The organism is Qipengyuania flava, assembly GCF_019448255.1.
Classification (GTDB): Bacteria; Pseudomonadota; Alphaproteobacteria; order Sphingomonadales; family Sphingomonadaceae; genus Qipengyuania; species Qipengyuania flava_A.
In genome coordinates, this window is the sequence record NZ_CP080410.1 from 1091740 (window position 1) to 1115392 (window position 23653).

At 65.1% G+C, this 23653-nt stretch carries 24 protein-coding genes; 19 read left to right on the forward strand and 5 right to left on the reverse strand.

The window, feature by feature from the left end; translation table 11 throughout:
• Positions 1–178: 178 nt before the first annotated feature.
• A complete protein-coding gene (locus KUV82_RS05345) occupies positions 179–700 on the reverse strand; it encodes a GNAT family N-acetyltransferase (RefSeq protein WP_219955850.1) in 522 nt (173 codons plus the stop codon).
• Positions 701–749: 49 nt separating this feature from the next.
• Positions 750–1910, reverse strand: coding sequence for a PQQ-dependent sugar dehydrogenase (locus tag KUV82_RS05350; RefSeq protein WP_219955851.1), 1161 nt, complete (start codon positions 1908–1910; stop codon positions 750–752).
• Between KUV82_RS05350 and KUV82_RS05355 the strand changes: the two genes are divergently transcribed.
• The 4 genes from KUV82_RS05355 to folP all read left to right on the forward strand — a co-directional run bounded on the left by KUV82_RS05355 (position 1909) and on the right by folP (position 6651).
• Positions 1909–2535: a ribonuclease HII gene (locus tag KUV82_RS05355; RefSeq protein WP_219955852.1), complete on the forward strand. Its 627-nt coding sequence runs from the start codon at positions 1909–1911 to the stop codon at positions 2533–2535. The two genes, KUV82_RS05350 and KUV82_RS05355, sit on opposite strands and share 2 nt — an antisense overlap.
• A 186-nt stretch (positions 2536–2721) precedes the next feature.
• Positions 2722–3861, forward strand: coding sequence for a site-specific DNA-methyltransferase (locus KUV82_RS05360; protein WP_309148098.1), 1140 nt, complete (start codon positions 2722–2724; stop codon positions 3859–3861).
• A 145-nt stretch (positions 3862–4006) separates the two neighbouring features.
• Positions 4007–5269, forward strand: coding sequence for a lipase family protein (locus KUV82_RS05365; protein WP_219955853.1), 1263 nt, complete (start codon positions 4007–4009; stop codon positions 5267–5269).
• Positions 5270–5535: 266 nt separating this feature from the next.
• Positions 5536–6651, forward strand: a complete 1116-nt coding sequence (gene folP, locus KUV82_RS05370) for a dihydropteroate synthase (RefSeq protein ID WP_219955854.1) — start codon at positions 5536–5538, stop codon at positions 6649–6651.
• Here folP and KUV82_RS05375 read toward each other — a convergent pair.
• The 3 genes from KUV82_RS05375 to KUV82_RS05385 all read right to left on the reverse strand — a co-directional run bounded on the left by KUV82_RS05375 (position 6648) and on the right by KUV82_RS05385 (position 9628).
• Positions 6648–7427 (reverse strand): SDR family NAD(P)-dependent oxidoreductase, encoded by a 780-nt coding sequence (locus KUV82_RS05375; protein WP_219955855.1) that lies wholly within the window; start codon positions 7425–7427, stop codon positions 6648–6650. The genes folP and KUV82_RS05375 overlap by 4 nt on opposite strands.
• A 75-nt stretch (positions 7428–7502) precedes the next feature.
• Positions 7503–8153: a hypothetical protein gene (locus KUV82_RS05380; RefSeq protein WP_219955856.1), complete on the reverse strand. Its 651-nt coding sequence runs from the start codon at positions 8151–8153 to the stop codon at positions 7503–7505.
• 56 nt (positions 8154–8209) lie between these two features.
• Entirely contained in the window at positions 8210–9628 is a 1419-nt protein-coding gene (locus KUV82_RS05385) for a sigma-54-dependent transcriptional regulator (RefSeq protein WP_219955857.1), read from the reverse strand.
• A 191-nt stretch (positions 9629–9819) separates the two neighbouring features.
• On the opposite strand from KUV82_RS05385, the gene KUV82_RS05390 reads away from it, so the two are divergent.
• From KUV82_RS05390 to KUV82_RS05460, 15 genes are all read left to right on the forward strand, one after another.
• Positions 9820–9945 (forward strand): aa3-type cytochrome c oxidase subunit IV, encoded by a 126-nt coding sequence (locus tag KUV82_RS05390; protein WP_219955858.1) that lies wholly within the window; start codon positions 9820–9822, stop codon positions 9943–9945.
• A 9-nt stretch (positions 9946–9954) separates the two neighbouring features.
• A complete protein-coding gene (locus KUV82_RS05395; RefSeq protein WP_219955859.1) occupies positions 9955–11079 on the forward strand; it encodes an NAD(P) transhydrogenase subunit alpha in 1125 nt (374 codons plus the stop codon).
• A 24-nt stretch (positions 11080–11103) separates the two neighbouring features.
• Positions 11104–11388, forward strand: coding sequence for an NAD(P) transhydrogenase subunit alpha (locus KUV82_RS05400; RefSeq protein WP_006833497.1), 285 nt, complete (start codon positions 11104–11106; stop codon positions 11386–11388).
• Positions 11388–12950, forward strand: coding sequence for an NAD(P)(+) transhydrogenase (Re/Si-specific) subunit beta (locus KUV82_RS05405; RefSeq protein WP_219955860.1), 1563 nt, complete (start codon positions 11388–11390; stop codon positions 12948–12950). The genes KUV82_RS05400 and KUV82_RS05405 overlap by 1 nt, the downstream gene beginning before the upstream one ends.
• A gap of 1 nt (position 12951) precedes the next feature.
• Positions 12952–13296 (forward strand): hypothetical protein, encoded by a 345-nt coding sequence (locus KUV82_RS05410; protein WP_219955861.1) that lies wholly within the window; start codon positions 12952–12954, stop codon positions 13294–13296.
• Positions 13297–13351: 55 nt separating this feature from the next.
• The gene (locus tag KUV82_RS05415; RefSeq protein WP_219955862.1) at positions 13352–14545 is read left to right on the forward strand and encodes a parallel beta-helix domain-containing protein; all 1194 of its coding nucleotides are present in this window, start codon (positions 13352–13354) and stop codon (positions 14543–14545) included.
• Positions 14542–15570 (forward strand): SO2930 family diheme c-type cytochrome, encoded by a 1029-nt coding sequence (locus KUV82_RS05420; protein WP_219955863.1) that lies wholly within the window; start codon positions 14542–14544, stop codon positions 15568–15570. Before KUV82_RS05415 ends, KUV82_RS05420 begins: the two co-directional genes overlap by 4 nt.
• Positions 15567–16547, forward strand: coding sequence for an alpha/beta fold hydrolase (locus KUV82_RS05425; RefSeq protein ID WP_219955864.1), 981 nt, complete (start codon positions 15567–15569; stop codon positions 16545–16547). Before KUV82_RS05420 ends, KUV82_RS05425 begins: the two co-directional genes overlap by 4 nt.
• 77 nt (positions 16548–16624) lie before the next feature.
• Positions 16625–17314: an aspartate/glutamate racemase family protein gene (locus tag KUV82_RS05430; RefSeq protein WP_219955865.1), complete on the forward strand. Its 690-nt coding sequence runs from the start codon at positions 16625–16627 to the stop codon at positions 17312–17314.
• Between the two features lie 134 nt (positions 17315–17448).
• Complete coding sequence (locus tag KUV82_RS05435; RefSeq protein WP_258319858.1) at positions 17449–18567, forward strand: S8 family serine peptidase; 1119 nt, start codon at positions 17449–17451, stop codon at positions 18565–18567.
• Positions 18568–18708: 141 nt separating this feature from the next.
• Positions 18709–19869, forward strand: coding sequence for a deoxyguanosinetriphosphate triphosphohydrolase (locus tag KUV82_RS05440; protein ID WP_219955866.1), 1161 nt, complete (start codon positions 18709–18711; stop codon positions 19867–19869).
• Positions 19862–20563: an NAD(P)H-binding protein gene (locus tag KUV82_RS05445; RefSeq protein WP_219955867.1), complete on the forward strand. Its 702-nt coding sequence runs from the start codon at positions 19862–19864 to the stop codon at positions 20561–20563. The genes KUV82_RS05440 and KUV82_RS05445 overlap by 8 nt, the downstream gene beginning before the upstream one ends.
• Before the next feature lie 25 nt (positions 20564–20588).
• Positions 20589–21563: a bile acid:sodium symporter family protein gene (locus KUV82_RS05450; protein ID WP_219955868.1), complete on the forward strand. Its 975-nt coding sequence runs from the start codon at positions 20589–20591 to the stop codon at positions 21561–21563.
• Positions 21564–21567: 4 nt separating this feature from the next.
• The gene (locus tag KUV82_RS05455; protein ID WP_219955869.1) at positions 21568–22017 is read left to right on the forward strand and encodes an ABA4-like family protein; all 450 of its coding nucleotides are present in this window, start codon (positions 21568–21570) and stop codon (positions 22015–22017) included.
• A 79-nt stretch (positions 22018–22096) separates the two neighbouring features.
• Positions 22097–23647, forward strand: a complete 1551-nt coding sequence (locus KUV82_RS05460; RefSeq protein ID WP_219955870.1) for a fatty acid--CoA ligase — start codon at positions 22097–22099, stop codon at positions 23645–23647.
• Positions 23648–23653 lie beyond the last annotated feature (6 nt).

A 23653-nucleotide genomic window follows, 5' to 3' on the forward strand; every position in this document is an offset into this window, starting at 1 on the left:
GCAGATGGGGCGGGGTTTCTCAATGGCGTCTGTTCGCTCCCTTGCGGTCGCTGCGCCCTGTTTCAGCCCGCTCCCCCTCCCGGCCACCCACGGCACGGTATTCTATGGGTGGCCGGGAGGAGGAGCGGGATGGAAAAGCAAGGTCAGGACGGATGTCCTGACCGCACCCAACAGAAAACTATCCCACCCACGGGCCGAGCATACCCTCGGCCGGGAGAATTGCGGGATTGCCGCTGCGCACCAGCAGGCGCTCCTTTTCGTACGGTCCGGGACAATGCCAGCCGCCCGTGAACTGCGCCGTGAAGTCCCAGCGCCCGTAATACTCCGGGTCGCCGATCATGACCTGCGGCAAAGGAGCCGCGCCGTCTTCGAAGCCTGCGTCGATGGCGCCGAGGCTGGCCGCCATCAGCGCCTTGCCGAAGCCTTCGCCCTGGCGGCCGGGGACAACCGCAACCGGGCCGACCATGATCATCGGATGCGCGCGCCCCTGCGGATCGGTAAGGGCGACGGGCCAGAGCTGGATCGATCCGGCGAGATAGTCATCCTCGTCGAGAACGGCGAAGCTCAACGCCTCCAGGCACGGCGCGCCCTCGCGAATGCGATAGGCGGTGCGCGCGTGGCGGCCTTCTCCAAACGCGGCGTCGAGCAGCTCTTCGACCAGCGCGGGGTCGATCGCGGGAAGGGGCACGAGAGTAGCCATGGGCCGCGCCGATTACGCGCGGCGCATCGGCAAGTCGATCAATTTCGGCTTAGCCCGGGCGAAGTTCGAGCAGGCGGCCCTGCTCACCGTCTTCGAGTACCCACAGCGCACCGTCTGGGCCTTCGATGACCGAACGGATGCGCGCGTCCATCGGATAGCGCGCCACCTCGGTTGCGGTATCGCCGTCGATGGCAACCCGCACGATCGCTTCGGTCCTGAGGCCGGAGATCAGCAGGTCGCCCGCCATGCCGCCGAACAGGTCGCCGGAATAAAAGGTCATGTTGCCGGGTGCGATGACCGGGGTCCAGCCCAGTACCGGCTTCACGAAGCCATCATCGGCCGTGTGGTCGGGAATGTCGTCGCCGTTGTAGTGATCGCCGTCCGAGCGTGTCGGCCAGCCATAGTTAGCGCCGCGCTGGACAAGGTTGAGCTCGTCACCGCCGGCCGGCCCGTGCTCGATTTCCCACAGGCGCCCAGCGGCATCGAAATCCATGCCAAGGATATTGCGATGGCCGTAGGACCAGATTTCTGCGCCCACCGGATTGCCGGCAGCGGGCGAACCGTCGAGGTTGAGGCGCACGATGGTGCCGAGCGTGTTCGACGTATCCTGCGCCGGATCGAGCTTCTGCCGGTCGCCGCTGGCGATGAACATGTGGCTTTCATCCGGGCTGAAGGCGATGCGGTGCGAATAGTGGCCGCGGCCCGTCACCTTGGGCGCCTGGCGCCAGATCACCGAGAGGCCTTCGATGGTGCAGGCATCCGCTTCCTGGCAGGCCAGCGTGCCCCGGCCGACCACCGCACCGCGCGTGTCGCCATCGCCCGCTTCGGCCCAGCTGAGGTAGATTGTGCGTTCGCTCATCGTGGCGCTTGCCTGCGAAGGCAGGAAGGCGACGTCGCCAAGTCCGCCCTGGCCGCCATAGTCCACTTCGGGAAGGCCGCTGACCGTGATCAGGCGGCCGGTTGCGGTGTCCACGATCTTTGCGGTGCCCGCCTGTTCGGTGACGAACAGCATCTTCGTGCCCGGGATGAAGGCCGAGGCCCAGGGTTCGGCGAACTCGCCATGATCGGTGATCGCAAAGGTCCCGTCGAAATCGCCATCGGGCGAGGGCGTCGACACCGCCTCGGCCGTGCCATCGGTGGAATAGCCGTTGCCGCAGCTTGCGAGCAGCACCAGCGGGGATAGGGTGGCGAGCAGGACGGACGTACGCATGTTCAAGCATTCTCCCATTGGCGGCCTTGGCGGTGCGCCCCTGGTCGTCGGCGTCGACGAGGCGGGACGCGGCCCCTTGGCCGGACCGGTGGTGGCGGCCGCAGTCGTGCTCTGCAAGAGCCCGCCCGCAGGCCTGGATGATTCCAAAAAGCTTTCGGCCAAGCGGCGTTCCATCCTCGAGCCGCAAATTCGCGAAAAATGCGCCTGGGGCCTGGCCGTGGTCGATCCGGAGGAGATCGACCGGATCAACATTTTCCAGGCAACCATGCTGGCGATGACGCTGGCGGTCACTCGTGCGGTCGAGGTTCTGGGGGACGAGCCGGAGGCTGTGCTGATCGATGGCAATATGAGTCCGCACGGCCGCCAGCCCGGCTGGCGCTGGCCCGAGGCGAAGCCCATCGTCGGCGGCGACGGGAAGGAGGCGAGCATCTCCGCCGCCTCGATCCTCGCCAAGGAATACCGCGACCGGCTGATGCTGGAGGCGGCAGAGCGGCACCCGCAATATGGCTGGGCCAGCAACAAGGGTTATGGCTCTAAACAGCATATGGAAGCGCTGCGGGTCCACGGCCCGACCCCGCTCCACCGCAAGAGTTTCGCGCCGGTGGCGCAACTCGCGCTGCTGTAGAGTCTTCCCGGCCACACCCCACCATCTTGAGTCCGCAGATTCTGCGCAGACTCAATATCTTGTGGCGGACACCTTCTGTTCTCCCTCAGCAACCCGGTGTTAACCATCGTGTGCGAGGATTTTCGTGCTTGACCGGGAATCCGTTTGGACTCACCCTGTGGATAACTACGGACAGGGGTATGCATCATGGGGGTCATTACGACCACGAAGAGTCGCGCCAAAGCGACTGTAAAACCGGCGGAAACGCCCAGGGAACAGCTGCCTCTCGGCCAGATCCTCGACGGCGATTGCGTCGAAGCCATGCGCAAGCTGCCCGATGCGAGCGTCGACCTCATCTTCGCCGATCCGCCCTACAATCTCCAGCTCGGCGGCGATCTCAACCGGCCCGATGGCAGCCATGTCGATGCGGTAACCGACGACTGGGACAAGTTCGACACCTTCAAGGCATACGACGATTTTACCCGTGCCTGGCTGACCGAAGCCAAGCGCGTGCTCAAACCCGACGGTGGGCTGTGGGTGATCGGCAGCTATCACAACATCTACCGTGTCGGCGCGATCCTGCAGGACCTGGGCTTCTGGATCCTCAACGACATTGTCTGGCGCAAGTCCAACCCCATGCCCAATTTCCGCGGCACCCGCTTCACCAACGCGCACGAGACGCTGCTGTGGTGCTCGCAGGGCGAGAAGGCGAAGTACCACTTCAACTACCGCGCGATGAAGACGCTCAATGACGAGCTCCAGATGCGCAGCGACTGGGTCCTGCCGATCTGCAACGGGGCGGAGCGGCTGAAGGAGGGCGGTCACAAGGTCCACCCGACGCAAAAGCCCGAAAGCCTGCTCTACCGCGTGCTGCTTTCCACCACCGAGCGCGGCGACGTGGTGCTCGACCCCTTCTTCGGCACCGGCACCACCGGCGCGGTCGCCAAGCGCTTGGGCCGCGAATGGATCGGCTGCGAGCGCGAGGGCGTCTACCGGGATGCGGCGCTGAAGCGGATCGAGAAAGAGCTGCCGCTCGACGAAAGCGCGCTCACCACGATGCAGTCCAAGCGCAGCGCGCCCAAGGTCGCCTTCGGCGCGCTGGTCGAAAACGGCTACATCAAGCCGGGCACCCAAGTGTTCGACAAGAAACGCCGCTGGACCGCCACCGTGCGCGCCGACGGCTCGCTCGCCCATGAGAAACAGACCGGCAGCATCCACGGCCTCGGCAAGGACCTGCAAGGCGCGCCCAGCTGCAACGGCTGGACCTTCTGGCACTACGAGGTGGATGGGGATGTGAAACCCATCGACGCCGCGCGGCAGACCTACCTGCTGGCGGTGGAGGATTAATTTAAAAACGAAACTGCGGTGTGAAGCGTGTTTGTCCTGCGACCGTCTCGGATCTCCGTAGGTGAATTGAAAAGCTGTTGTTGGGGCTTTGCTGCGATTGCATGCATTGCGATTGCGATAGAGGCGCGATAGCAACTCCACCATCATGCTACGCTCGCCCATCTCGAATTTGCTTGCCGCATTAGGCGCGATCGCCGGCTTGATGGGCATTGGTGCCTGCGCGTCACTGCCTGAACGGGCAGCGGATCGATTGGAGGTGAATGACGATCGCCTTACTTTAGGGGATAGCTTTCTCTCCGATTTCTATTTCTACGAAGGCGAGATCGACAAACCGGGAGTTCTCCTGAAAACGGAACAGTTGGGAGTTACCCAATCCAATCCAGGTGCGGGCGCAAACATCCGGCTTCTCTATTCTTCCACCGATGGGCTTGGAGGTGAGGATATCCTGCCTGTATCGGGTGTGTTGTTCTTGCCTGAAGGTGCTGCGCCCGCGGGCGGCTGGCCTCTCATGGCGTGGACCCACGGTACGGTTGGGATCGCGGATGTTTGCGCGCCATCGTGGGATGGTCGGCAGATGCAGGACAGGGAATATCTTGAGTTTTGGCTCAAGCAAGGTTTCGCGGTCGTGGCGTCGGACTATCAAGGCCTCGGCACACGCGGGACGCACCCCTATCTGGCTACCAGGCCCGAAGCCTACAGCAATCTGGACATAATCCGTGCGGTTCAGTCGGGCAGCTTTCCAGTATCGAATGAGGTATTGCTATTCGGCCAGTCGCAGGGTGCCGGGGCAGCGGTGGCTTCTGCTGCCTACGCACCGGAGTATGCATCCGAACTGGCGATTGTGGGCGTGGTGGCGACGGGAGTGCCATTCTTCTCACCCGAAACGCTTGTGGCGCTGCAAGAAGCCCGGCCGCGCGATGTGGCTGATCCCTTGCTGGCCTATAATCTCCTGGCGCTCTCGCTGGTGCAGCGAACAGATGCGAATTTCCGGCTGGAGGAGTATGTTTCTGATCGCGCGATGCCAATTGCGCTCTCCATCCGTGAAACATGCCATAAACAGGTTCGGGCCAAAGTCGTTCAAGAAGGGCTATCCTACAATGAGACCTTCAAGCGCCCGCCGAGCGAGCATCTGGTTAAGGCCTTTGCGAGAATGGGTTATCCCACGCTTGGACTTAGGGTGCCGCTGTTTGTCGGAACGGGCGGAAAGGATCGTGACACTCCGCTGCGGATGCAAGCCGCTCTCGTAAGGCGCGCATGTGCTGCAGGGACGCAGGTTACAGCAGTCTATTATCCGGAGCTTGACCATCGCGGGGTCGTGCCAGCGTCGACGGCGGATTCGATATCCTTTGCAAGAGCGGCCTTTTCAGGCGAGCTTGTCGAGGGGAACTGCGGGGCTCTTCCCTACTAGGTACAAAGCGAACTGCGCAGCCCCTGCGTTTTTGCAAGGTTCATCCGTCCGCAATCGGGTCGTTAGCCGACGGACCCATCTTGAACAGGTTGCCCCTAATTATTGTCCTACCGTGTGTATTGGGACTAGCGCAGTTGCATGATTTGCGCACCCCGACCACGCCTCTCGTCCAAGCGGGTCTCCATTCGGTCAACTGCCACGTTTCTCCCCCAGGACCGTGTTCCATGTGTTCCATCCTGCGGGCAATAGGCTAGGGTTGTCCCAACATGACTGACAGCATCTACATCCGCCCCATCGGCCTCGTGCCGGGTCCGCAGTCCGAGCATGGCAATGCCATCCGGCTTGCCGGCACCATGGTCTATGCGAGCCGCTTTGCAGTGATCTTGCGGCGCGATGGCGCTGTGGTCGAACGCTGGCTCGCCGCGCCGGATACGATGGCCGAGGTGCTGGGCCAGCTGCCCGACGAGGTTGCGGGCGATGCGGAACAGCAGTGGGCGAACCTCACGCTTGCGCATCCGCCGCTCACGCTGGGCGCGCGCAATGTGCCGCTCGACCAGCCGCAGGTGATGGGCATCCTCAACGTCACGCCCGACAGCTTCAGCGACGGCGGGCGCTTCCTCGACGATCCGCAAGCGGGGCGCGAACACGCGGCCGCCATGGTCGAAGCGGGCGCGGCGATCATCGATGTGGGCGGCGAGAGCACGCGGCCCGGCGCCAAGGCCCTGTGGGAAGGCGACGAGATCGAGCGCGTCGTCCCGGCGATCGAGGCCGCCGCGGGCATGGGCGCAGCGGTCAGCATCGACACGCGCAAGGCGGCGGTGATGGAGGCCGCGCTGGAGGCAGGCGCGCATCTGGTAAACGACGTCTCGGGCCTCGCGCATGATCCGCGCAGCGCGGAGGTGGTCGCCTCTGCCGGATGTCCCGTGGTGCTGATGCACGCGCCGGGCGCGGCTGGCGACGATCTCCATGAGGGCGCGGATTACGCCAATGTGGTGTTCGAGGTGTTCGATGCCCTGCGAGCGCGGCGCGATGCGGCGCTGGAGGCGGGGATCGAGGCGAGGAATATCCTGCTCGATCCGGGCATCGGTTTCGGCAAGAGCCTTGCGCACAACCTCGCGCTGATCAACGCGCTGCCGCTGTTTCACGCGCTCGGCCACCCGCTGCTGCTGGGTGCCAGCCGCAAGCGCATGATCGGCGCGCTGAGCAAGGAAGCGCCGGTCGAGGAGCGCCTCGGCGGCAGCGTGGCGCTGGCGCTCGAAGGCATGCGCGCAGGCGTCCAGCTGCTTCGCGTCCACGATGTCCCCGAAACCGTCCAGGCACGCAACGTCTGGCGGGGCCTGAGGGACGCAGCCCTGACCGACTTCGCCGACCTGCCGGGCTAGCCCGGAGAGGCGGCGCTTCCCGCGAGCAGCCCGCCGTCGAGGGTGAGTTCGGAGCCGGTCATGTAGGCGCTGTCCTCGCTCGCGAGGAAGACGCAGAGCGCGGCGACCTCCTCGACCGTGCCGAAGCGCTTCAGCGGCGTATCGGCGACCAGCGCTGCCATCTTGGCCTCGCGGTCCGGCCCGTCGCCCAGCATTGGCTCCCAGATCGGGGTGAGGATGGCGGCGGGGTGGATCGAGTTGCAGCGGATCTGCCAGCCCTGCTGCGCGGCGTAGAGCGCGACCGACTTGGTGTGGTTGCGCATCGCCGCCTTGCTCGCCGCATAGGCCGCCGCGCCGGGAATGCCGACGAGGCCGGAGCGCGAGGACATGTTGATGATCGAGCCGGTGCCCTTGGCCTTCATCGCCTTGAGGGCATAGCGGCAACCGAGGAAGCAGCCGTCGGTGTTGACCGCGTGGACCTTGTGCCACTCGGCAAGGCTGGCGTTCTCGGGATCGTGCGCGGCGGGTCCGTCCTCGAAGCCGGTGATGCCTGCGTTGTTCACCAGCACGTCGATGGCGGGAAAGGCTGCGGCCAGCGCATCCCACTCGGTTTCGCTGGCAACGTCGAGCGGATGGAAGGTGCAGCCGAGTTCATCGGCGGCTTTCCTACCTTCCTCTTCGTCGATATCGGTGAGCACGACCTTTGCGCCCTCCGCCAGGAAAGCTTCGCAAACGGCCTTGCCGATCCCGCGCGCACCGCCGGTGACGACGCACAGCATGTCGTTCAGTTTTTGCATGACCCCGATGGGGTAACGCAGGTCAGGCTGCGTTGTCGATGCCGAGTTCGCTCAGCTTGCTGAACAGCATAGCCATCAACTGCGGTCTGCCCAAGCCTTGGCGCTTTCACCGCCGCGCTCTTCGGGCCAACCGCGCTGCCGTGCATAGTCCGCATAGTGGCGCGCGGTCAGTTCCTGATAGTTGGGGGCACTCAGGCATGGAACGCCTTCCACATGACCGGCATCGCGCAGCGCACCCACAAAGGCAGCAACACGGCGCTGAACGGGTGAAGGCGGCCCATCCCATGTCCCGATCACGCAGCGCGCGCCGCGGATAGAAGTTAGCGCCTTGTAAGTCTGCTCGGGATCTTTGAATGTCAGGAAAGCTCCTCCGCCATCGTGATCTAGCGAAATCGCCAGTACCTCGTCACCGAGCCTTGCAGACCAGCGTTCCGTGACATGGCCATAATTGCTTGTACTATCATACTCGGTTTGCGCCGGTACGGCGGGCTCGTCGATCACGAGATACAAGTCTTGATGGAGGCGGGCTTGGGCGGCACTATCCCCTCTGAATTGCTCCCAGCGGGCCTCGTCGAGTTCCCGGGCTTTCGCCCACCCGGCTTTTTGCTGGCGTTCGCGCTCGGTCCTTTCGACAACCTTGCTCCAGCGCTCCGGAGAGCTTCGGAGGAAGGCATAAAGTCCAGCGCACGCCAATGCTGACACGCCGGCCGCGGCCGCCTGAACCATCGGATCTTTCGCAAGGCGCTCACGACGCTTGCGGTTCTTGCTATCGCGCCTCGTTGTCACGCCGCGTTGTCGATGCCGAGTTCGCTCAGCTTGCGGTAGAGCGTCGAGCGGCCGATGCCGAGGCGGCGGGCGACTTCGGTCATGCGGCCGCGGTAATGGCCGATGGCGAGGCGGATGATGTCGGCCTCGATCTCCTCCAGCGGACGGACGTTGCCGTCGTCGGTGTACAGGAGCACGCCTAGCCCGCGCGCACGGCTTTCGCCCCGGTCGGCAAGGTCGCCGAGCAATTCGGAAAGCTGCGGGAAGCTGTGCGCGGTCAGGGCCTCGCGCTGTTCGAACACGCAGGCGCGGAACAACACGGCTTGGAGCTGGCGGACATTGCCCGGCCAGTCGTAAGCCTCCAGCAGCGACAGCGCGCTGTCGGCGATCGAGTGGTGCTTTAGCCCCGGCTGCTGGCCGATCTTGGAAAGGAAGTAACGAGTGAGGGCGGGGATATCGCCCATCCGTTCACGCAGCGCCGGCAGGCGGATGCGGGTGGCGGAAAGCTCGGTAAAGAGGCCTTCTGAGAACTGGCCGGCGGCGACCAGCTCGTCGAGGGCGAAATCGCTGGAGGCAAAGATGCGCAGGTCGATCTTGAACCCATGCGCCGCGCCGGTCGGGCGCACGATGCCGGTCTTGAGCACTTCGGCGAGGCGCTCCTGCTGTTCGGCGGGAATGCGGTCCACGTCGTCGAGGATCAGCGTGCCGCCGTCGCAATGCTCGATCAGGCCGGCCTGGCGATCGAAGGCACCGGGGAAGGCGCCTTTCTCATGCCCGAACAGCAGCGATTCGAGGGATGCCGGAGGGAAGCCGGCGCAATGGACGACGCGCATCGGGGCCTTTGCCCGCGTGCTGGCGGCGTGCATGGCGCGGGCCAGCATGTCCTTGCCCGTACCGTTTTCGCCTTCGACGAGGACGTGTGCGTGCCCGCGTGCGGCAGTGGCGGCCTTGGCCAGCGCGGTGCGGAACGGGGCGGCGGTGCCGACCATGGCGTCGAAATCGACCGGATGGGGGAGCTTTTCCGCCATCGGCTGCAGTTCGGCGTTGGGCTTTTCGACCCGCGACGCGCTGGCAAGGGCCTGGAGCAGGCGCTCGGGCCCCACGGGTTTGATCAGGTAATCGGTCGCACCGGCGCGCATGGCTTCAACGGCCAGCAGCGGCGAGGTGCTGGCGGTAAGCATCAGCAGCGGCGCTTCCGGCCGGGCAGCGCGCAGCTCGCGGATCAGGTCGCAGGCGGCGTCGCCCGGAACCCACTGGTCGAGCAGGATCGCGCTGACATTGCGGCCTTCGTCCGAAGCGAGGGCCGCGAGGGCTTCTTCCCCGCTGGCGACGGTGAGCGTGCGCCAGCCGTCGCGGGCAGCAAGCGCGGCGACGAGCCGGCCCTGTGCCGGTTCATCGTCGATCAGCATCAACAGGCGCGTATCCTGATTCGCCATCTGGTCTGCCGTGCTCCCTCGAAGTCTGACGGACGCAAAAGCGCGTCCATCGTCCCTCCGCCCTACAAGCATTGGGTAAAGGTCCAATTAAGGCTGTTTCGCGGGGACGGGGGCGAAGCGAGGGCTTGAGCGAGCGCGAGGCGCACGATAGACCGCCGTGCAAACATTCCATCCATTCGGAGAATATCGTCATGGGTTCCGCCAACGACTACAAGGCGCATAACAAGACCTACAGCTCGTTCATCGCCAACCTGAAGTGGTCGGTGCCGCTGATCGCCGTCATCACCCTGCTCGTCGTCATCCTGATCGCGGAATAAGCGCGAAGCGTGCGCATTGCGGTGCTGAAGGAGCGCGCTCCCGGTGAAAACCGGGTCGCGCTGACGCCCGAAACAGCGAAGAAATTCGCTGCCCTCGGGGCCACGGTCGCTGTCGAGGAGGGCGCCGGGCTGGGCGCCGCCGTGACAGACGACGCTTTCCGCGATGCCGGGGCCGAAGTGGCCTCCGCCGCACAGGTCGTGAAGGATGCCGACATCGTGCTCGGCGTCCAGGCACCAGAGGTGTCCGCGCTTGCGGGCGCGAAGGCTGGCGCATGGGTTGCCGCGACCTTCGATCCCTTCCGCAGCGGCGAGCTGGTCGAGGCCTATGCCAAGGCCGGCCTCGAGGCGCTCTCCATGGAATTCATGCCGCGCATCACCCGTGCGCAGAGCATGGATGTGCTCTCCAGCCAGTCGAACCTTGCCGGCTACAAGGCCGTGCTCACCGCCGCCAACACCTATGGCCGCGCCTTCCCGATGATGATGACCGCTGCCGGCACGGTGCAGGCGGCCAAGGTCTTCGTCATGGGCGTGGGCGTTGCGGGCCTGCAGGCGATCGCGACCGCCAAACGCTTGGGGGCGCAGGTCAGCGCGACCGATGTGCGTTCGGCGACCAAGGAACAGATTCAGTCACTCGGCGCCAAACCGATCTTCGTCGAAAGCGTCGAGGGGATCGAGGGCGAAGGCTCGGGCGGCTACGCCACCGAGATGAGTGAGGAATACCAGAAGGCCCAGGCCGAGCTGGTCTCCGGCCATATCGCCAAGCAGGACATCGTCATCACCACCGCGCTGATCCCGGGCCGGCCCGCGCCGAAGCTAATTTCGGACGCGCAGATCGCCAGCATGAAGCCCGGCAGCGTGATCTTCGATCTCGCCGTGGCGCAGGGCGGCAATGTCGAAGGCTCCAAGCCCGACGAGGCGGTCGAGAAGCATGGCGTCACCATTATCGGCTATTCAAACACCGCCGGACATCTTGCAGCGGACGCATCGGCGCTATTCGCGCGCAATCTCTACAACTTCCTTTCCGCCTTCTGGGACAAGGACGCTGGCAAGCCCGTGCTCGATGAAGAGATCGGCGATGCTGTCCGCCTGACGCAGGGCGGCAAGGTCGTGAACGAGCGGCTTTCGGCTACGTAATTCGGGCCCGGGGAGGGGCCGCACATGGACTTCATTTCGATCCTGTCGATTTTCGTGCTGGCGTGTTTCGTCGGCTATTACGTGGTCTGGTCGGTCACGCCTGCGCTGCATACGCCGCTGATGGCAGTGACCAATGCGATTTCCTCGGTGATCATCGTCGGTGCGCTGATCGCGGCGGCTGCGGCGGATGTGCCTGGGGCGAAGTGGCTGGGACTGCTCGGCATCGTGCTCGCAAGCGTGAACATCTTCGGCGGGTTTGCGGTGACGGCGCGAATGCTGGCGATGTACAAGAAGAAGGAGAAGAAGTGATGCGTCGCCTTCTCCTTGCCGCGCCCCTTGCGTTGCTGGCCTCACCTGCTCACGCCGCGACTGGCGAGGCAGTGAACCCGTGGGTCGCGCTCGCCTATCTCGTATCGGGCGTGTTCTTTATCCTCGCGCTGCGCGGCCTGTCCTCGCCCGCGTCGAGCCGTGCGGGCAACCGCTTCGGCATGATCGGCATGCTGATCGCGGTGGTGACGACGCTGGTGACGCACGTAAGCCTGTTCAATTACGAGCCGTGCCCGGAGCCGCAGTCTTCGGAGGGCTTCGGGATCATTATCGACTGTCAGGTCGACTTCCCCTCACACTTATTCTCCTTCGGCGAAATCCTTATCGCCATCGCCATCGGGGCGATTATCGGCATCATCATAGCTCGCCGTATCGCCATGACCGCCATGCCCGAGCTGGTCGCAGCGTTCCACTCGCTCGTGGGTCTCGCCGCAGTGCTGGTTGGTTGGGCGGCCTATCTCAACCCGGGCGCGTTCGGCCTGCTCGTGGGCGACAGCATCGGCGCGGTTTCGAAAGTCGAGATGGGCCTCGGCATCGCCATCGGGGCGATTACCTTCTCCGGTTCGGTCATCGCCTTTGCCAAGCTGTCGGGGCGGATGAGCGGTTCGCCGATCCTGCTGCCCGCACGCCATGTGATCAATCTCGGCACGCTGGCGGCGATCATTGTGCTGACCGCGCTCTTCGCCATGGCCGGACCTGCCGAGACCATGCCGCTGATCGTCGCGCTGACGGTGCTCGCCTTCCTTATCGGATTCCTGCTGATCATCCCCATCGGCGGGGCCGACATGCCGGTCGTGGTCTCGATGCTGAACAGCTATTCGGGCTGGGCGGCTGCCGCGATGGGTTTCACGCTCGGCAATACGGCGATGATCATCACCGGCGCGCTGGTCGGCTCTTCGGGCGCGATCCTGAGCTACATCATGTGCCGCGCGATGAACCGCAGCTTCATCAGCGTTATCGCGGGCGGTTTCGGCGCGGATGACAGCGCCGGCGGCGGCGAAGCGCGCGAGGCGCGGCCGTACAAGCAGGGAAGCGCGGACGATGCGGCTTTCATGCTCGAACAAGCGGACAAGGTGATCATCATTCCGGGCTACGGCATGGCCGTGGCGCAGGCACAGCACGCGCTGCGCGAGATGACCGACATGCTCGAGGAGAAGGGCGTGGAGGTGAAGTTCGCCATTCACCCCGTCGCCGGGCGCATGCCGGGCCATATGAACGTGCTGCTCGCCGAAGCCAGCGTCGACTATGACAAGGTCTTCGAGCTGGAGGACATCAATAGCGAATTCGCGCAGGCCGATGTCGCCTTCATTATCGGCGCGAACGACGTGGTGAACCCGGCAGCCAAGACCGACAAGTCCAGCCCCATTTACGGCATGCCGGTGTTCGACGTGGACAAGGCCAAGCAGGTCTTCTTCATCAAGCGCTCCATGGGCGGCGTGGGCTATGCCGGCGTCGACAACGACGTCTTCTACATGGACCAGACCATGATGCTGCTTTCCGACGCCAAGAAGATGGTCGAAGAGATCGTCAAGGCTCTCGACTAGGGTGGGGCGCGCGCTGATCGTCGCTGCGCTGCTCCTGATTGCAGGCGTGATCGTGTGGGCGACCATCGGCGGCGGTTTGCAGGACACGGTGGAGGACCGGCTGGAGGCCGAAATGGTCGCGCGGGGCATTCCCCAGCCCATGGCTGAATGCATGGCGGGCCGCATGGCCGAACGCCTGTCGGTCACGCAGATCCGCAAGCTCGAAGAACTGCGCGCGCAGGAAGGCGAAGCGGTGGTTCCGCTCAGCATGGCGGAGTTCCTCGAACGGGTGCGCCGCATCGGCGACAACGAGGTCGTCGAGGTCACGGCGAGCTCGGCTGCGATTTGCGCGTTTTCAGGCGGTTGAGCGGCTTGCAATCGCTCGTCCTTGCGGCACAATGCGGCCTCAAGGGGAGAGACTCATGACCATTCGACTGACCTTTGCCGCCGCACTGCTCGCCAGCGCCGCACCGGCCCTTGCCGCAACGCACACGGTATCGCCCGGTGAGAACGCACAGGAAGCGCTTCAGGAAGCGCTGATCCTGGCCGAACCCGGCGACGAGATCGTGCTCGAAGCCGGGCGTTACACGCTGACCGATGGCCTCAGCCTTGACGTTGACGGCGTCACCGTGCGCGGCGCGGGGATGGACGGAACGGTCCTCGACTTTACGAGCCAGCAGGGATCAGGCGAGGGCATGCTGGTCACCAGCGACAACGTGACCCTGCGCGATTTCGCGATGGAGAACCCCAAGGGCGACGGGATCAAGTCCAAGGGTGCGGACAACATCGTCTACCACCGCATTCGCGTGACCTGGACGCGTGGGCCCCACCCGGAGAACGGCGCTTACGGGATCTACCCGGTCGAAAGCACGGGTGTGCTGGTCGACGGGGTGAAGGTTACCGGTGCCAGCGATGCGGGCATTTACGTCGGCCAGTCGAACAAGATCACGGTGCGCAATTCCATCGCCGAAGCCAACGTCGCCGGGATCGAGATCGAGAACAGCCGCAACGCGCTGGTCGAACACAACATCGCCACGCGCAACACCGGCGGCATCCTGGTGTTCGACTTGCCTGCGCTGCCCGTGATGGGCGGCGGAAACGTGATCGTTGCAAACAATCTCGTAGTCGCCAACGACACGCCCAATTTCGCGCCTCCGGGCAATATCGTGGCGGGCGTGCGGCGCGGCACCGGCATCATGGTGATGGCCAACGACAAGGTGCTAGTCGAAAACAACATCCTGTCGCAGAACCCGACCGCGCCGGTCATGGTGATCGCCTATACGCAGCCCTATGAGGACGAGCGCTACAACCCGCTCCCGCGCGAAGTCGTGCTGGGCAACAACACCTACAACGGCGGCGGCTACGATCCGCAGCTTGAAGGCGCGGAAATGCTGAAGGGCGCCTTTGGCGGCGAACTCCCGCCGGTGCTGTGGGACGGGCTTGGCACACTCGCGGCGGTCGAGGGGACCATGGGCTGGAGCCTCAACCTGACCGAACAGGGCAAAGGCCTCGCCGCCGCGCAGCCCGGTCCGCTGCAGGTTGCCGTGCCAGCGGCCGAGTTCGACCGGAGCGGTATCGGCGCGCCGGCCGAGCTGGATGCCCGTATCGCGGGATGAAACGCTCGGGAGCCATCCTTGCCGCGGCCTGCCTTGCGCTGACTGGCGCCGTGGTCGCCCGCGCTACGGTCTTCTTGCCGGTTATCGTCCTTGAGCCGGTGAACGACGAGGCCGTGCGCGAGGGCATGCCCCGGCTGCTGTCCGAATTCGGCTTTTTCCGGCGCATGAATACGCAGGTTCCGACCATCGACGTCGAACCCTATCGCCTCAACACGCCGCTCTATTCCGATGGCGCTGAAAAGCTGCGCTTCGTCTACCTGCCCGAGGGCACGCAGGCTTCGGCGCAGGGCGAGGGGCTGCTCGACATCCCGGTCGGCGGCGCTCTCATCAAGACTTTTGCCTTTGGCGAAGGCGAGGAGCGGCGGCTCATCGAAACGCGCGTGCTGCTGCACCGCGCCGATGGCTGGCTGGCGTTGCCCTACCTCTGGAACGAAGACCAGACGGACGCGCGCCTCGCGATTGCGGGCGCGCGGCTGGACCTCACGACGCCCAAAGGCGAGGCGATCAGTTACCGCGTGCCGAACAAGAACCAGTGCAAGGAATGCCACGGGCTGGACGGCGCGGTTGTCCCCATCGGCCCGAAAGCGCGGAACGTTGCGCAAGGCTGGCTCGAGGCGATGGTCGCTGACGGCCATCTCGACCGCTTGCCTGACGGGGCAGACCAATTGCCCTTGTGGGAGGAGCGTGAGAACGCCAATCTCACTGCCGCCGCGCGCGCCTATCTCGACGTCAACTGCGCGCATTGCCACCGCCCGGGGGCGACCGCTTCGAACAGCGGCCTCGACCTCAGGTGGGAGCAGCAGGACCCCGCAGCGCTCGGTATTGGCAAGCGGCCAGTCGCCGCAGGGCGCGGGGCCGGCGGGCACCTCTTCGACATTGTCCCGGGATCGCCGGAAACCTCGATCCTGACCTACCGCATGGCCAGCCCGGAACCGGGTGTCGCCATGCCAGAGCTCGGCAAGGCTACCGTGGACGAGGAGGGGCTCGATATCGTGCAACGCTGGATTGAGGAGATGGCACCGTGAAGTGGCTGTGGCGGATACTTGGCGGGCTGGTCCTCGCGCTGGTGCTGGCGTTCTTCATCCTGCGCGTGCCGGATACCGACCCGGACGAAATGTACGCGAAATACGGCACACCGCCGTCGCAGATGCTGGCGATTGACGGGGATCGCCGCATCCATGTGCGCGACGAAGGGCCGCGCGATGCACCGGTGATCATGCTCCTGCATGGCTCCAACGCGGACCTCCACACATGGCAGGCCTGGGCGGATGCCCTGAAGAGCGAATACCGCGTCATCCGCTTTGACCAGCGCGGCCATGGGCTGACCGGCCCGGCTGCGGACGGCGAATACACGCTCGAGGCGTTCGGCGACGATATCGATGCGGTCGCCGACGCGCTCAATGTCGGGACCTTTACCCTCGCGGGCAATTCGATGGGCGGGGCGATCGCCATGGGTTACGCCCTCGAAAATCCCGAGCGGCTCGATGCGCTCGTGCTGGTGGACGCTGGCGGCGCGCCAATCCGGCGCGAAGGCGGCGGCAACCTTGCCTTCCGCCTGGCCGCCATGCCCGTGGTCGGCGACGCGATGAGCCAGCTCCTCCCGCGTTCACTGGTCGAGCGCAGCCTGTCGCAGAGCGTGACCAATCAGGACATCGTCACGCCCGAGGCGGTCGATCGCTATTGGGAAATGGCACGCTATCCCGGCAACCGGGCGGCTACGCGCAAGCGCTTCTCCACGCCGCGCAAGAGCTTCGAGGCGGAGGCTGTCGCCCAGATGCAGGTTCCCACGCTGGTGATGTGGGGCGAAGAGGACGCGCTTATCCCCTACGAAGCGGCGGGCTGGTTCATGGAAAACCTGCCCAACGCCACGCTCGTCAACTACCCCGGCATCGGACATATTCCGATGGAAGAAGCGCCCGAACGCAGCGCTGCTGACCTTCAGGCCTGGCTTGCCGAGGTGCTGGCGGCGGGCGAAGACGAGAACGAAGGAACTGCCTCGTGACTGGTACGTTCTAAGCCTCTGACAAACCGCCAGTCCATGGGCACAATCCGGGCGATACGGCGATAAGGGGGTAAGCGTTGCGCAAGCTTGGAATTATCGGTGGGATGAGCTGGATCTCGACCCGCGCCTATTACGAACGCATCAACCGCTTCGTGCAGAAACGCGCCGCCCCGATGGCGAGCCCACCACTCCTTATCGAAAGCCTCGACTACGGCCCGATCGCTGCGGCCAAGAACGAAGGCGACTGGAACACGATTGCTGCCGCCCTGGTCGAGAGCGGGCGCCGCCTCGAAGCGGCGGGCGCCGAAGGCCTGCTGATTGCGGCGAACGCCATGCACAAGGTCTATGACCGGCTGACCGAAGGCGTTTCGATACCGGTGCTCCATATTGCGGACTGCGTGGGCAAGGAAATGCAGGAAGCGGATTGCACCAGCGCCGCGCTGCTCGGCACGCGCTTCGTGATGGCCGAGAGTTTCTACCGCCAGCGCCTCGTCGCGCACGGGGTCGACCTGCTCCCGCCCGATCCCGCCGATGTCGAGATGGTCGACGGGATCATCTACAAGGAGCTGATGCTCGGCCGGGTTACCCGCGATGCGGAGCGTGCACTCAAGACGATCGTCACCCTGAAGGAAAAGGAAGGGGCGAAGGCGATCGTCCTAGCCTCCACCGAACTGGAACTGGTGTTCGATACCGATGCCAACATCCTGCCGGTGTTCGATTCAACCGATATTCATTGCCGCGCGGCGGCGGACTGGATTCTGGGCTGACACGCCTCATCGCAGCCGGATTTCGGTCCGACGGCCTCGCTGAACAATTTGGCGCATATTAACCAATTGCGGCTTGCGATCGGTCGTACCGCGGTCATGCTGCCCATCTCACTTGTGGGAAGGGACTTGCAAATATGAAAATGAAAATGGGTCGCCTTGCGGCGGCGAGCGTTGTCGCGCTTGCCGGAGCAAGCTTTGCTGCACCGGCTTCGGCGCAGAAGATTGAAAACAGCTACATTTGTGTCTTTCAGCCCGGTCTTGTGACCAAGGGCAATGTGAAGGCCGAAGCCAACCGCGCCGCGCAGGCCGCCGGCGGGCAGGTGAAGCACGAATACTCCAACACGATCCGCGGTTTTGCCGTCAACGCGTCGGCGCAGGGCGTCGCCAACATGCAGGCGCGAAACCCGCGCATTGCCTATTGCGAGCAGGACCAGGTGATGTCGGTCGTGCAGCGGCGCGGCAAGCCCGGCGGCGGTGGCGGCGGTACGGCTCCGCCCGAGACCACGCCTTGGGGTGTCGCCCGCGTTGGCGGCGGCGAACTGACCGCATCGGGCCGCGCGCTGGTGATCGACAGCGGGGTCGACCTCGACCACCCCGATCTCAACGTGAATGCTGGCCTGTCGGTCAACTTCACGCGTGACAAGTCGGCCGACGACCTTAACGGGCACGGCACGCACGTCGCCGGCACAATCGCTGCGATCAAGGGCAACGGCATCGGCGTCGTCGGTGTCGCTCCGGGGACCGAGGTCATCGGCATCAAGGTGCTCGACCGTCGCGGTTCGGGTTCGACCAGCGGGGTTATCGCAGGCATCGAATACGCGGCGGACATCGCCGGTCCGGGCGACGTTGCGAACATGAGCCTTGGCGGCGGCTTCAGCCAGGCGCTGAACGATGCGGTCATCGCGGCAGCCGCGACCGGCCTCAAGTTCACGCTTGCCGCCGGCAACGAAAGCACCAGCGCGACCACCAAGTCGCCCGCTTCGGCCAATGGCCCCAACATCTACACCATCTCGAGCTTCGCCCAGGGCGACACCTGGTCGAGCTTCTCGAACTACGGCAACCCGCCGGTGGACTACGCCGAACCGGGTTCCGCTATCCCGTCGACCTACAAGGACGGCGGCTACGCTACGCTGTCGGGCACCTCGATGGCCGCGCCCCACGCGGCCGGCATCCTGCTGCTCGGCGCCATCGACTGGGATCGCACGGTAGCGGGCGACCCGGACGGTAACGCGGACAGGATCGGCGTTCGCTGATCACTGGGGTCGCACGACCGTTACCTTGATCGGGCTGCGCGTCTTCCGGACGCGCGGCCCTTTCTTTTCGCCGATAAGTGGCAGGGTTCGCATTTCGTTCACGTTGTCGCATTCCGGTCGCTGACCTAAGCCTGCCGCCGCATGCAAAGAGCACCCTACGCCTCTGATCCCGGCGCCAGTCGCGGGCGCGAATTTCCCGAGGAACGCGAGGGCTCACGCGGGCCGCGCAGCGAATTCCAGCGCGACCGCGACCGGATCATCCATTCGATCTCCTTCCGCCGGCTGCGGTCGAAGACGCAGGTCTTCATCTCACCCGACGGCGACCATTACCGCACGCGCCTGACGCACAGCATCGAAGTGGCGCAGATCGGCCGCGTACTCGCGCGCGAACTCGGCCTCGACGAGGATCTCACCGAGGCGCTGTGCCTGGGCCATGACATCGGCCACCCGCCCTTCGGCCATGCGGGCGAAAAGGCGCTCGAGGCGGCGATGGTTCACGCGGGTGGCTATGACCACAACGCGCAGGGCCTGCGGACGCTGGCGCGCCTGGAAAGCCCCTATTGCGATCACGAGGGCCTCAACCTCACGTGGGAGACGCTGGAGGGGCTCGCCAAGCACAACGGACCGATCATGGCGCCGAACTGGGCACTGGCCGAGATCGACCGCGACTTCCCGCTCGATTTGTCGACCTGGCCCTCGCTTGAGGCACAGGTTGCGGCCATTTCCGACGATATTGCCTATGACAACCACGATATCGACGATGGCCTGCGCGCCGGTTTCCTTCAGCTCGACGACTTGCTTGCGCTCGACTGGCTGGCCGACCAGTGGCGCGCCGTGGAAAAGCGTTTCCCCCACGCGCCGCGCGATCGCCAGCTGCGCGAACTCGTCCGCACCCAGATCGGCATCATGGTCAACGACATGCTCACCCACACGCGCAAGCAGGTGAAGGGCCTTACGAGCGCGGACGAGGTGCGCGGGGCTGGGCGACAGCTCGCCGGCTTCTCGCCCGCGATGCAGGAGCAGGAGCGCGTGCTCAAACGCTTCATGTACGACCGGCTCTATTATCACGAGGAACAGCTGGGCACGGCGGAGCGCGCGCGCGACGTCATTTCGCGCCTGTTCGTCGCCTACCACCAGGACCCGACCACGCTTCCGGAAGAATGGCAGGCCAGCCTCCCGGATACCGAACCTCAGCGCAGCCGCCATATTGCCGATTTCATTGCCGGCATGACCGATCGCTTTGCCATCGACCAGTGCCGCCGAATCTACGGCCGCGCGCCCGAGGGACTGAGCAATGTCTGACGCCATTCGCATCGCGCTGATCGGCGCGACCGGGATGATCGGCTCGCAGGTGATCCGCGAATGCATCGGCCGCGAGGATGTGCGCCTCACCGGCATCGCCCGGCGCGAGGCCAAGCTTCCGCGCGGGATCCGCATGGAGCTGTTCGTGGCCGATCCCGCCAATTGGGGCGAGGTCATTGAGGCGGTGCGCCCCAAGGCGATGATCTGCGCGCTTGGGACGACGTGGAAGAAGGCCGGGGAGGACGAGGCGGCGTTTCGCGCCGTCGATCAGGAGCTGGTCCTCGACACCGCGCGCGCCGCCAAGGAGCTTGGGGTGGAGCGTTTCGTCCATGTGAGCTCGGTCGGCGCCGATGCCATGTCGAAGACCTTCTACCTGCGGGTGAAGGGCGAGGTCGAGCGCGAGCTCACGAAGATCCGCTTCGATCGCCTCGATATCCTGCGTCCGGGCCTGCTGCGCGGCTCGCGCGAGGATGATCACCGCCCGGCCGAGCGGCTCGGGATCGTCGCCGCTCCGGTCGCAAACCTGCTGCTGCACGGGCAGTACCGTAAGTACCGGGCAATCCGTGCCGAAACAGTGGCCCAGGCGGCGCTGTCGCTGGCCAAGCGCGCGGCGCGCGGGCGCTTCGTCCACGATCACGACGCGATCCTTCGCGCCGCCAAGGCCTTGCCGCAGATCGAACACACACCGGATTAGGCCGGACAAAGGGGAGGGGGCAGACATGGCAGGGCTGGCGACACGGCTGTTTGCCTTCTGGACAGTGCTCGGCACCGTGCTCGCCTGGATCGAGCCCGCGCTGTTCCTGTGGGTGGTCGATGGCCGGTTTACCCCGTTCGGACAGCCGCTGGTGAGCGTGATGCTCGGCATCATCATGCTGGGCATGGGGCTGACCCTGACGCTGGACGATTTCCGCCGTGTCCTGCGCCTGCCGAAGGCTGTCGCGGCTGGAGTCGCCCTGCAATTCACCGTCATGCCGCTGGCCGGGATTGCGCTGGCGAGCGCTCTGCTGGCCGAGCCCGGCCTTGCGGTCGGACTCGTGCTGGTCGCCTGCTGCCCCGGCGGTACGGCGTCCAATGTCGTTGCCTATCTCGCCCGCGCCAATGTCGCGCTGTCGGTTACCATGACCATGGCTTCGACCCTCGTTGCGGTCGTGGCAACCCCGCTCCTTACCGGATGGCTGGCGGGCGTATTCGTCGAGATCGACCGCTGGGCGCTGTTCCGCTCGATGGTGGCGGTGGTGCTGGTACCGGTCGTGCTGGGGGTTGCCCTGCGCGCCCTTCTGCCCGGCGTCACCCGCCGTATCGAACCGGTCGCGCCGCTGGTCTCCATCCTGTTCGTCGTTTTGATTGTGAGCGGCATCGTCGCGCGCTCGAAGGACCTTATCAGCGAGCACGCCGGGGTGCTGCTTCTAGCCTTGCTGCTGCTCCACCTCACCGGCTTCGCGCTTGGCTACCTTGTCACTCGCGCGCTGCGGTTTGACGAGGAGTGCGCGCGGACCGTCAGCATCGAAGTGGGCATGCAGAACAGCGGACTTGGCTCTACGCTGGCCTCGAGCCCCAGCTTCGCCGCGCAATTCGCCACGCCGCTGCAGGCTGCGCTCGCACCGGTTCCCAGCGCGATCTCGGCGGTCTATCACGTGGTCATCGGGAGCCTGCTGGCGAGCTTCTGGCGCCGCCGCAGCGAAAGGGAGGAATAGCGCCATGTGGGATACGGTTTTTTCGGTCGCGAACGCTGCGGCGCTCGTGTTCTGGGTCGCGCTCGTCTTCCTGCCGCGCTGGCCGGCTCTTCTGGCCGCGATCCTCTACGCCGGCGTTGGCCTGCTCTGCTTTGCCTACGCTGCGGGGCTCATCGGGATCGTTACCGGAACGCTCGATCCCGGCGGACCGGGTGCGACGCTCGATTTCGGCAGTATCGAGGGGGTGCGGGGCATCTTCGCCAGCGATGGCGGCGTGACCGTAGGCTGGATCCACTACCTCGCTTTTGATCTTTTCGTCGGTCTCTGGATCGCGCGCGACGCCGACGCAAAGGGCTTTTCGCGGATCATCCAGGCGCCGATCCTGTTCGCCACACTCATGGCGGGACCGCTCGGCCTCTTCCTCTGGCTCGTCATCCGCGAAAAGCGCGCCCGGGCGCAGGGGCGCTGGCAGTAATCGCCCAAGGAAAACAGGTTGCGCAAAGCAACCGGGCTGCCATGATACCTCTCACAGCTGAAAACAGCGGAGAGGATAGATGGCCGAAACGAACAAGCTCACCTTCGATGAGCTCATCCGGCATTGGGCGGCCGAAAAGCCCGGTCAGGTAGCGCTCGAACAGGATGGCGATGCCATCACCTTCGCCGAGCTCGAGGAGCGCTCGCGGCGCATCGTGGCGATGCTGCGCGCGCATGGTCTTGCCAAGGGCGACAGGATCGCCTGGCTGGGCAAGAACGCCCGGCACTATTTCGAGCTGTTCTATTCGGCAGCGCGCCTTGGCGTCGTGATGGTGCCGATCGGTTGGCGCCTCGCCGGACCGGAAATCGCCTATATCCTCGGCGACACAGGCGGGAAGGCGCTGTTCATCGACCATGGGTTCGACGAGCTTGCTGCCAAGGCCTGCGGGGAGATGAATAACCCGCCCGAAATCATCGACACGCCAAGCGCGCTTGCAGAGATTGCGGCAGCCCCGGCGGACCCGATTGAGGGAGCGGGGCCGGACGATGCGGTGCTTCAGCTCTACACCTCCGGCACGACGGGCAATCCCAAGGGCGCGGTGCTGACCAACGCAAACCTCTTCTCGCTGCGCCAACCGGCGGAAGAGGCCGCGCAGCCCTGGTCGCAATGGAGCGAGAACGAGGCGATCCTCGTCTGCATGCCCTGCGCGCATATCGGCGGCACGGGGCTGGGTATCATGGCGATGGCCGCCGGTATTCGCGGTATCGTGCAGGCCGAATTCACGCCCGATGGGGTCCTCGACGGCTTCGAGCAGGGCATTACCCGCCTCTTCATCGTGCCCGCGGCGCTGCAGATGGTGATCCAGCACCCGCGCGCAAAAAGCACCGACATGTCGGCGGTGAAATACGTTATGTACGGCGCTGCACCGATCCCGCTCGACCTGCTGCGCGAGGCGGTGCAGACCATTCCCGAGGCCGGTTTCCTCCAGTGCTACGGCATGACCGAGACGACCGGCACGATTGCCATGTTGCCCCCCGATGACCACACGCTGGAAGGCAACGAGCGGATGAAGTCGGCCGGCAAGGCGGTGCCCGGAGCCGAGCTCAAGGTAGTGGGCGAAGACGGTGAGGAGCTTCCCCTTGGCGAAGTGGGCGAGCTGATCTGTCGTAGTCCCTCCAACATGCTGGGCTACTGGAACCTGCCTGATGCCACCAAGGGTGCACTCAAGGACGGCTGGATGCACACCGGCGATGCCGCCTACATGGACGCAGACGGCTATGTGTACATTCAGGACCGCATCAAGGACATGATCATCTCGGGCGGGGAGAACGTCTATCCCGCACAGGTCGAAAGCGCGATCTACGGCCATCCGGCGGTGGGCGAGGTCGCCGTCATCGGCGTGCCCGACGACACCTGGGGCGAAGCGGTCAAGGCCTGCGTCGTGCCCAAGCCGGGAAGCGAGGTCGATCCCAATGACATCATCGCCTTCACCCGCGAACGGCTGGCCGGGTTCAAGGTCCCCAAGACCGTCGACGTGATCCCCGAAATGCCCCGCAACGCCAGCGGTAAGATCCTGCGCCGCGAGCTGCGTGCGCCCTATTGGGAAGGGCGTGACCGGCAGGTCAACTGAGGGCGG